This window comes from Paenibacillus sanguinis 2301083 = DSM 16941 (assembly GCF_000374825.1).
Lineage (GTDB): Bacteria > Bacillota > Bacilli > Paenibacillales > Paenibacillaceae > Fontibacillus > Fontibacillus sanguinis.
In genome coordinates this window covers 1-8,175 of the sequence record NZ_KB895410.1, presented here as the reverse complement: position 1 = coordinate 8,175, position 8,175 = coordinate 1, and the positions used below count along the sequence as shown (strand labels likewise).

The 8,175-nt window shown below is 51.9% G+C and carries 6 protein-coding genes and 1 pseudogene; 5 read left to right on the top strand and 2 right to left on the bottom strand.

The window, feature by feature from the left end:
• Nucleotides 1-480 precede the first annotated feature (480 nt).
• Nucleotides 481-2,127, top strand: a complete 1,647-nt coding sequence (locus tag C557_RS0122685) for a putative polysaccharide biosynthesis protein (protein ID WP_018754139.1) — start codon at nt 481-483, stop codon at nt 2,125-2,127.
• Here C557_RS0122685 and C557_RS0122680 read toward each other — a convergent pair.
• Entirely contained in the window at nt 2,124-3,560 is a 1,437-nt protein-coding gene (locus C557_RS0122680; protein WP_018754138.1) for a DUF2515 family protein, read from the bottom strand. The genes C557_RS0122685 and C557_RS0122680 overlap by 4 nt on opposite strands.
• A gap of 152 nt (nt 3,561-3,712) precedes the next feature.
• On the opposite strand from C557_RS0122680, the gene C557_RS0122675 reads away from it, so the two are divergent.
• The 4 genes from C557_RS0122675 (at nt 3,713) to C557_RS0122660 (ending at nt 7,874) form a co-directional block, all read left to right on the top strand.
• Nucleotides 3,713-4,078 carry a thioredoxin family protein gene (locus C557_RS0122675; RefSeq protein ID WP_026263643.1) on the top strand — a complete coding sequence of 122 codons (366 nt, stop codon included), beginning with the start codon at nt 3,713-3,715 and terminating at the stop codon, nt 4,076-4,078.
• Between the two features lie 162 nt (nt 4,079-4,240).
• The gene (locus C557_RS0122670; protein WP_018754136.1) at nt 4,241-5,215 is read left to right on the top strand and encodes a COX15/CtaA family protein; all 975 of its coding nucleotides are present in this window, start codon (nt 4,241-4,243) and stop codon (nt 5,213-5,215) included.
• A gap of 161 nt (nt 5,216-5,376) precedes the next feature.
• Nucleotides 5,377-7,143: a UbiD family decarboxylase gene (locus tag C557_RS0122665; protein ID WP_018754135.1), complete on the top strand. Its 1,767-nt coding sequence runs from the start codon at nt 5,377-5,379 to the stop codon at nt 7,141-7,143.
• A gap of 14 nt (nt 7,144-7,157) precedes the next feature.
• Nucleotides 7,158-7,874, top strand: coding sequence for a Cthe_2314 family HEPN domain-containing protein (locus C557_RS0122660; RefSeq protein WP_018754134.1), 717 nt, complete (start codon nt 7,158-7,160; stop codon nt 7,872-7,874).
• A 97-nt stretch (nt 7,875-7,971) separates the two neighbouring features.
• Here C557_RS0122660 and C557_RS25805 read toward each other — a convergent pair.
• Nucleotides 7,972-8,175 (bottom strand): annotated as a pseudogene (locus C557_RS25805) (ISNCY family transposase); the annotation flags it as partial.

Below are 8,175 nucleotides of genomic sequence, written 5' to 3'. Positions count from 1 at the left end.
CGCAAACGGATCCACGGTTCACTAGGCTATTTATCACCGGTTCGTTTTGCTGCGCAGTTCAATAAGAGAAGAGTCGGTTAAAGAGTGTCCACTTTCTTGACAGAGGTCCAGATTTCCTGTTATATCTTATATAAGGTGGATTTACGCCGAATTAGCAGGAGAAATTCCCGTTAGTATGCAATGAGCAGTCCCGTTAGTATGCAATGAGCAGTAATATTACAGACTGTTGAGAAAGGGCGTAACGTACCATTTCTATGGAGAAGAACCCTTATAGGCTAAGGGCTCTGCTATGCGAGATGTACGGAAAACCAACTTTCTCAACAATCTGAATATTACCATGTCATCGGTCCGCCATATTATCGCGCAGCATTGTCAAGGCATTGGCATTTTGTTGAAAATTGTTTATATTTTTGGGCTTGTTTTAGCCATTTCTAGTGAGTAAAGTTAGCTATCAGGCTTGCGGGAAAGAAGGAATCGGTGTTGTCGAAGAAAGAGTCGTTTGTCAGAGGTACGTTGATATTAGCCGGAGCAGCGCTGATCGCCAGAGTTTTGGGCTTGTTCCAGCGCGTCCCGTTAGAGCATATTCTCGGGGAGGCAGGGAATGCCTCATATTCCCAAGCCAATGCGGCATATTTTATGCTGTTAACTCTGGCAACAGCGGGGATTCCGAGCACGCTAAGTAAAATGGTGTCAGAGAGGCACGCCTTACATCGGCCGGAGGAAGCGCGGCGCATTTATCAGGCAGCGCTTCTTTTTGCTGCGGCAGCCGGAGTAGTCATGTTTACCCTGCTCTTTATGCTGGCGCCTTACTATGCCATAGCCTCCAAGGTTCCAGAATCGGTCACAGCGATTCGAGCCTTGGCTCCGGCGTTGCTGTTGTTTCCATTCATTGCGATGATTCGCGGTTATTTGCAAGGACGGAACATCATGATTGCCGGTGGGGTCTCTCAGGTCATTGAGCAAATTGTCCGTGTAGCCACGGGTATATTGTTAGCCTTCTTGCTGTTCCACTGGGGGTATTCAGGTGAGACGATTGCGGCAGGTGCTACCTTTGGCGCTGTACTGGGCGGGGTTGCTGCACTGATAGTCATGCTTTATTATAGTATGAAAATGTCGCGGCAGGATCGTATCGATGCAAGTGCCGATGTAAGTCAAGCGGCAACAACCGGGACGTCCCGTATGCCCTTCAAGCGAATTTATGCGGAGATTTTCAAGCTATCTATCCCGATTGTATTAACCGCTTTGGCCGTTCCGGCTGTAAACTTTATTGATAATTCCATTTTAAACCCGCTGCTAAGCGGCCAAATGAGCTTGAGTGAGTCCACCAACCTGTTGGGCATTTTGGGGAACCGGGCACAAATGATCGCTGGAATTCCTCCGATTCTGGCGATTGCACTCAGCCAATCCCTGGTGCCGATTATCTCCGCCGCTTATGCACGAAAGGATGAAGAGCATTTGCAGCGGCAAGTTACCTTAGCGATGCGGGTAGCGGTGCTGAGTGGTATGCCGATTATTCTGGCGCTCGGGACGGCGGCATATTCCGTAAACGGCCTGCTGTTTAGTACACGGGACGGCAGCAGTATTGTTGCGCTATTGACATTTATGACGATTTTTCAAATCACGATGATGACCAGCAATTCCATTTTGCTCGGGGTAGGCAAAGCTAATCGCTCGATGGTCCATGTTGGCATCGGCGTGGTAGTCAAGCTGGCGGCCAGTGTGGTGTTAGCTCAGTTCATGGGGATATACGGTGTTATTACCGCGACTGGCCTGTGCTTTCTGGTCATTACGCTGCTTAATGTGCGTGCGATCAAGCGAATTGTGCCATTCTCGTTGATGGGAAATCGGTGGGCCGGGTTTTTGCTTACCGTTATTGCCTTGTCTGGGGCAGGCTACGGTCTGAACCAGTTGGGCATTCAAATGGTCGATCTGATGCCGGACCGTATCGCCTTCTTCCTCACCTGCGCCATTGTAGGTATAGCTGTGGTGATGTTGTATCCCGTATTTTTAATTCTGCTTCGCGTCGTTCGCAAGGACGAGCTGGCCAGCTACCCGGCACCGCTACGCAAGGTGTTATCGCCGTTGATGCGGTTGCAGCGGGGGAGTGGTAAGGTCGCTGACCGCTAAGATTTATCTACCGCATCGTGCACCAATGCGGTCTTGAGCAGGCCGTTCCTGTGCTTGCGGCTGATGTCGCACAGGAACGGCCTTTTTGGTGCGCTGATGCCGTCCAGCGCACGCAAATCCTTGAGCCAATCCTCTCTGGAGATTGGCTCATAGGGGGTATCGCCCCAAACGCTCAGCAGTTTGGGGCTGTAGAGACGCTCGCCCGGCGGGAGCGTCTCCATATCCAGAAGCGCTGACGCTTGCGTAGGGCCCGTCAGCGCTTCTTCCGGATTGGCCGTGAACAGATCCGGCCAATAGTCCGCCCGCGAGCCGCTGTGCGGCACGTTCGCGGCAAACCGCTCCGCGCCGCTGCGCACGGCGCGGTAGCCCATCAGCATCGCGTACAGGCTCTTGCCTAGCGCGATGCGGGCCGAGAGGCTGCCGAAGTCCGAGACGGTGCGGCCGGCAAGACGCCGCTCCTTCCAACCGGCAGCCTGCTCGTCAAGGGGCGCGTTCGTCCCCGCCGCGCCCTCTTCCTTCGCGTCACGCGCCGCCCCCTTGGCTGCATTCGCAGCCAGAGGCGCTTCGCTAGACGCAGCCCGCTCTTCCGCCAGTAGCGCTGAACTGGCGTCCCTTCCTTCCGTTCGTTCCAGCAGCGGGAACACGATCTGATTTAAGCCAGACAGGCTAAAAAGCTGGAAGTCTGCTTTTCCAGTCACATATTTCTGGAAATAGGGATGCTGAATGACCCGCTTCTCAATATAATTTTGTTCGTTGATAATCAGGCCAACCGTGAGCAGAGCGCTGCCGCGATCAATCCAGAACCGTTCCCAGAAAGGACTCATAAACCGGGAGACATGGAAATAGGGCAGCAGATGAAACAGGCTGGCTCCACGTTCCCGGCTCTTCCGGTATAGAAGAAGCTGCGGATAGGCATCCTGAAAAATCAAAGCATTGCTTCGCTCCAGAAAGCGGTAATTCAACCGTTTGGCTTCCGGGTCCAGGACTTCCTCTAGCCGGCTTCCCTGTAAATCGGTCATGTTGTATCCGGCATTCCGTGATACCATGTGGGCGAGGAATGCCCAATGCAGCTCAGGGCATTCCTCGTAACAAGCCAGGTAAGCCGCCGTCCGGGTGATGTTGCTAATCCCTGCCTGGCGAGTCTCATCTGCAATGCTCTCGGCAAGCTGAATATCCTCTGCATTGAATGCTTCAGCCGAGGGCCGCGGACCAAGGCCGCGCCGCAGCATATCCTCAATCTCCGAACTGACGTGACGGGCCGCTGATTCGCTCCAGCCCAAAGACTCCGGCGTTTCCCGCAACTGGGACGAATCGGAGAAGGCGGCGGTCTGGCTGCTAATTATCAGACGAATCGCTTCGGGCCATCGATGCATGAACCGGGTAATTCGCTGGGCTGGTGATGTTTCGTCAGGTTGGCGGTCTGGCCGATCCATGGCATCACAACTCCTTTCTGACCTGTCTCACAAATTTGGAATGAAAATTTTCGATGATTCATTGCATCTCTACAACAGTATGCCCTGAATATTTGACTTCCACCCTTGCATTTGGTTGACTGTAGATACGAGAGAAGAAAGGGTGAATGGATATGAAGAAAGTAGCATCCTCTGAAGAATTTAGAGCAAGTATAGGAGCTGCGGCGCTCACCGTTGCCGTATTTAAAGCAGACTGGTGCGTGGATTGCAAGTTCATCGATCCGTTTATGCCGGAGGTTGAGCAGAAGTATGCCGACCGATTAACGCTGATCGAGGTTGATGTTGATCAAGTGGGCGAGGTCAGCCAAGAACAGAATATCCTGGGGATTCCCAGCTTCATAGCTTATACGAATGGAAAAGAACTGGTGCGCTTTGTTAATAAGCTGCGCAAATCCCGCGAAGAAATCGAAAGCTTCCTGAATCGGGCTGTGGAGGTATATCAGGCCTTAGAGGAACACGCAGGAAGCAAAACGGAGTAAAAGCGCCATCATATTCATCACGCCGCCGCCAGGAACACTATTGCGGTGGCGTTTAATTTTGAACATTTTATGAATATTTGCCTATGAAAGTGGTTACTTGATCGGTTATAATGAAAGGGGTTTATTTGGATTTTCTATTGAATCATAAAAGGTGTGAACCATTTGAATACGAAACGTTTGAAGTGGCTTAGCTATGCTTCTTGTCTGGTCATGCTGCTGGCAACCTTCGGGGGCAGCGTTGTCACCAAGACGGAATCCGGACTTGGCTGCGGCAACGAATGGCCTCTTTGCCATGGTGAATTTGTGCCTGCTCACACGCTCGCCTCGGTGATTGAATATTCTCATCGTGCTGTAAGCGGGGCAGCAGGGCTGCTCACGCTGGCAACCTTTATCGCTTTTTGGCGCTACCGTAAACATCGTAAGGATTTACAGGCGTTCTCCCTGCTGGCCTTGATCTTTGTGATGGTCCAGGCTTTTATGGGAGCCATGGCCGTCATGTACCCAACTTCCTCGGCTGTCATGGCGCTCCACTTCGGCTTCTCGCTGATTGCCTTTGCCAGCTCGGTCATGCTGGTGCTCGGCATTCGGGAGGAAGAACGGGGACAAGCCAGGGGAGGAAAAGCGGCTGTCAAGGCAGCGCGGGTGAGCCGGAGCTTTCGCAACCTGACCTGGCTAGCTACTGGCTACACCTACATCGTGGTATATCTCGGGGCTTATGTCAGCCATACCGATTCAGCAGGTGGCTGCAGCGGTTGGCCTCTATGCAACGGTCAACTTATTCCTGAGCTTAGCGGGGGTGTCGGCATTGCATACGCCCACCGGATTGCGGCGGCGGTGCTAATGGTCGTCATCGCTGCTGTGGGTCATGTGGCCTTCCGCAAGCATCCCGATTTGCCGGAGATTCGCAAGCTGGGGCTCGCGGCAACACTGCTGATGCTCGTTCAGGTCTTCACCGGTGCTCTCATTGTTTTTACATTAACCAATTATCATATTTATTTGTTTGCTTCGCTGGCTCATATCATCGTGCTTGCCGCCTTGTTTGGGGTCCTGAGCTATTTGAGCGTCCGCGCCTGGCAGTTAAGCCGGAACGAGGAGATTATGCATCATTCCGGCACGGAAACCGATCAGACATATTGAGGTTAGCTGCCTTGCTTGAGGATGATTTTTCAAAAGTAAAATTCGCCAAGCGATTGCCTGATAAGGTATAATTTTGTCTATAGCCAACGAAACGTGACGACCGGGGCAGGGGAACGAGCCAGTGAGCCCTTGGCCCGGTCTTTATAGGAGGATTATTAGGAATGAGCTACAAAAATTTGCGTCAATGGATTGATGCACTACAGAAGGAAAAAGAGCTTGCAATTATTGATGTGCCCGTTGATCCATATCTGGAATTGGCGGAAATCCATCGACGTGTCATTGATGATGGCGGCCCTGCGCTTCTATTCACTAATGTGAAGGGAACTCCGTTCCCGGTAGCTACTAATCTGTTCGGTACCATTCGTCGTGTGGAGATGGCTTTTGGTCCAAGGCCCGAAACGCTCGCCAACCAGCTTGTTGATGCCGTACATAAATTATTGCCACCTACGCCTAAAGCGATCTGGAACGAACGTGGACTTATCCTTGATGTGCTCAAAGTGGGAATGAAGAACGTCTCCAAGAGCGAAGCACCTATTCTGGGAGTATGCCGTACGGAATCACCACTTAAGGATTTGCCGAAAGTGACAAGCTGGCAGGAAGATGGCGGGCCGTTTATTACCCTGCCGTTAGTTTTTACTGAGAATCCGTTGCAGCCCAAGGAGAACAATCTGGGGATGTATCGGCTTCAGCTATATGATGATCAGACTACCGGGATTCACTGGCAAATTCAGAAGGGTGGCGGCTTCCATTATCACGAGGCGGAGAAGCGCGGGGAACCGTTGAACGTTTCCGTGTTCCTGGGAGGACCGCCAGCGATGGTGGCTTCGGCTATTTCACCGGTGCCGGAGCATCTGTCCGAGCTGCTGGTTGCTTCGTTTATTTTGGGCGAGAAGCTGCCGATGGCCGAAAATCCCTTGGGCGGACACCGTATTCCCGCAGAATCAGAATTTGCGATTTCCGGGCTGGTTCCACCATTTGAACGTCGTCTGGAAGGCCCATTCGGAGATCATTTTGGCTATTACTCGTTGCAGCATGAATTTCCGGTGCTGCATGTCAACCATATGTGGCATCGCAAGGATGCGATTTATCCGGCGACCATTGTGGGCAAACCGCGACAGGAGGATTATTATTTAGGTGATTTCCTGCAAAAGCTTCTGTCGCCAGCCTTTCCCATGGTTATGCCCAATGTCCGCTCCTTGTGGACCTACGCCGAGGCCGGATTCCATGCGTTAAGCTCAGCCGTGGTTCGGGAGAGCTATTCCCGGGAAGCCTTGGTATCGGCTTTCCGTATCTTGGGTGAAGGTCAGCTATCGCTGACGAAGTTCCTGATGCTGACGGACAAGCTGATAGATCTGGCAGACTTCCGTCTGGTACTCAAGACCATTCTGGAACGTTTTGACCCGGCCACTGATTTGTTTATTATTAATAATACGTCCCATGACACGCTGGATTACACCGGTCATAAGCTGAATCATGGCAGCAAGGCTATTCTCATCGGGGTGGGTGACCCGATACGGGATTTGCCGCGCACCTATGAAGAAGGCGATATTGCCGAGATCAGCAGCATCCAAGTTTTTCATGACGGATGTCTTGTCGTTTCCGGTGCATCCTATGAGAACGAGCCTGAGCTTGGGCAGAGGCTGCTTGGCCGTCTGCGTGAACGCGGAACTGCCTGGCCGTTCGTGGTTCTGGTGGATGACGCCGAGACGGTGGCTTATGATCAGACGGCATTTTTGTGGACGGTATTTACCCGGTTCAATCCGGCCAATGATATCTATGCTGCCGCCGAGGTGCGCGAGCATCATCTGGCCTACAGCCTGCCACTTGTGATTGATGCCCGTATGAAGCCAGGTTATCCGGATGAGCTGTTCCCAAGGGAGGATATTGTATCCCTGGTTGATCAGCGCTGGAAGTCCTATTTTGTGTGAAACGGAGGTAAACTATGCTTCGCAGCTTGCTTGGTGAACCACCCCGACAAAATGACGGCATCTTCGCACAAACGATGGATGCTATGGCACAGACGGTTCAATTGCTGCAGCGTGAAATTAAAGAGCATCAGGACCCGTCCCATGACTACCGCAAGCTGGAAATATGGACACGTGGACTGATTTTTTCCCTGGAGGAATTGGAGGAGTGCTTGTTCGCCGCGACCTTCTTCCGTAAGAAAGTACGCAAGGATTCGGTGGAGGATATGAACCCGCAGGAGCGGACGGATTATGCGCGATACGTTTATTTTTACAAGGATGGCTTCATTCGTGTGTTCTCGGCGCTGGACAAGCTGGGGACGGTCTTGAACGAATTGTTTGATCTTAAGACCTCCAAGGTGAAGACGCATTTCTCCTACTTTACGGTGCTGCGCCAGTTTGCTTACTTCAAGGTTCATTCCGATCTGGGGGGCAAGCTGAACGCCATCAAGGAGGAGTACCGGGAAACGCTGAACATTTTGCGCAGACGGCGAAATACGGAAGTCCACTATATGAACTCGGAGATGAAGGATGATTTGTGGCAGCGGCATCAGGCCCTTTTCGGCAAGGTGGCGCTGGAGGATCTCGATCAACATATCCGTGACTTGGAACGTGGGTACCAAATGGTGTGTGAAACCTATCTGAGCGTGTTTGGTTATGTTCAGCAGCGCTGGAAGAAAATTGCGGAGAGCTGATTGCTGGGCTGCTGCATTTTTTCTTGTCAATCGTCTGTGAAAATGTCACCTTAACTGTGCTATGAAAATGTCACTTTATTCGTTGGAGCCTCCTGCTTCACCAGGAGGTCTCCGAATAGCTGCTATGCTGTGAATACATAGCATCTTGGAATGAGCTTTGTTTTGTGCTATGGTTAGTTATGGTGTTTACCGTGGATCTCCACGGATGGTTAGGAGCGGGTTTGCGTGGCTGCGCAGAACTCGCTTTTTTTGTTTCCATAGTGGCTGGTATTGGTTTTTCCGTCCTCTTTAAAGGCAAAGC

Bases quoted from the DNA above. Each gene is read 5' to 3' on its own strand.
- C557_RS0122680 (WP_018754138.1), bottom strand. From the start codon at position 3,560: ATGGATCGGCCAGACCGCCAACCTGACGAAACATCACCAGCCCAGCGA.
- C557_RS0122675 (WP_026263643.1), top strand. From the start codon at position 3,713: ATGAAGAAAGTAGCATCCTCTGAAGAATTTAGAGCAAGTATAGGAGCT.
- C557_RS0122665 (WP_018754135.1), top strand. From the start codon at position 5,377: ATGAGCTACAAAAATTTGCGTCAATGGATTGATGCACTACAGAAGGAA.
- C557_RS0122660 (WP_018754134.1), top strand. From the start codon at position 7,158: ATGCTTCGCAGCTTGCTTGGTGAACCACCCCGACAAAATGACGGCATC.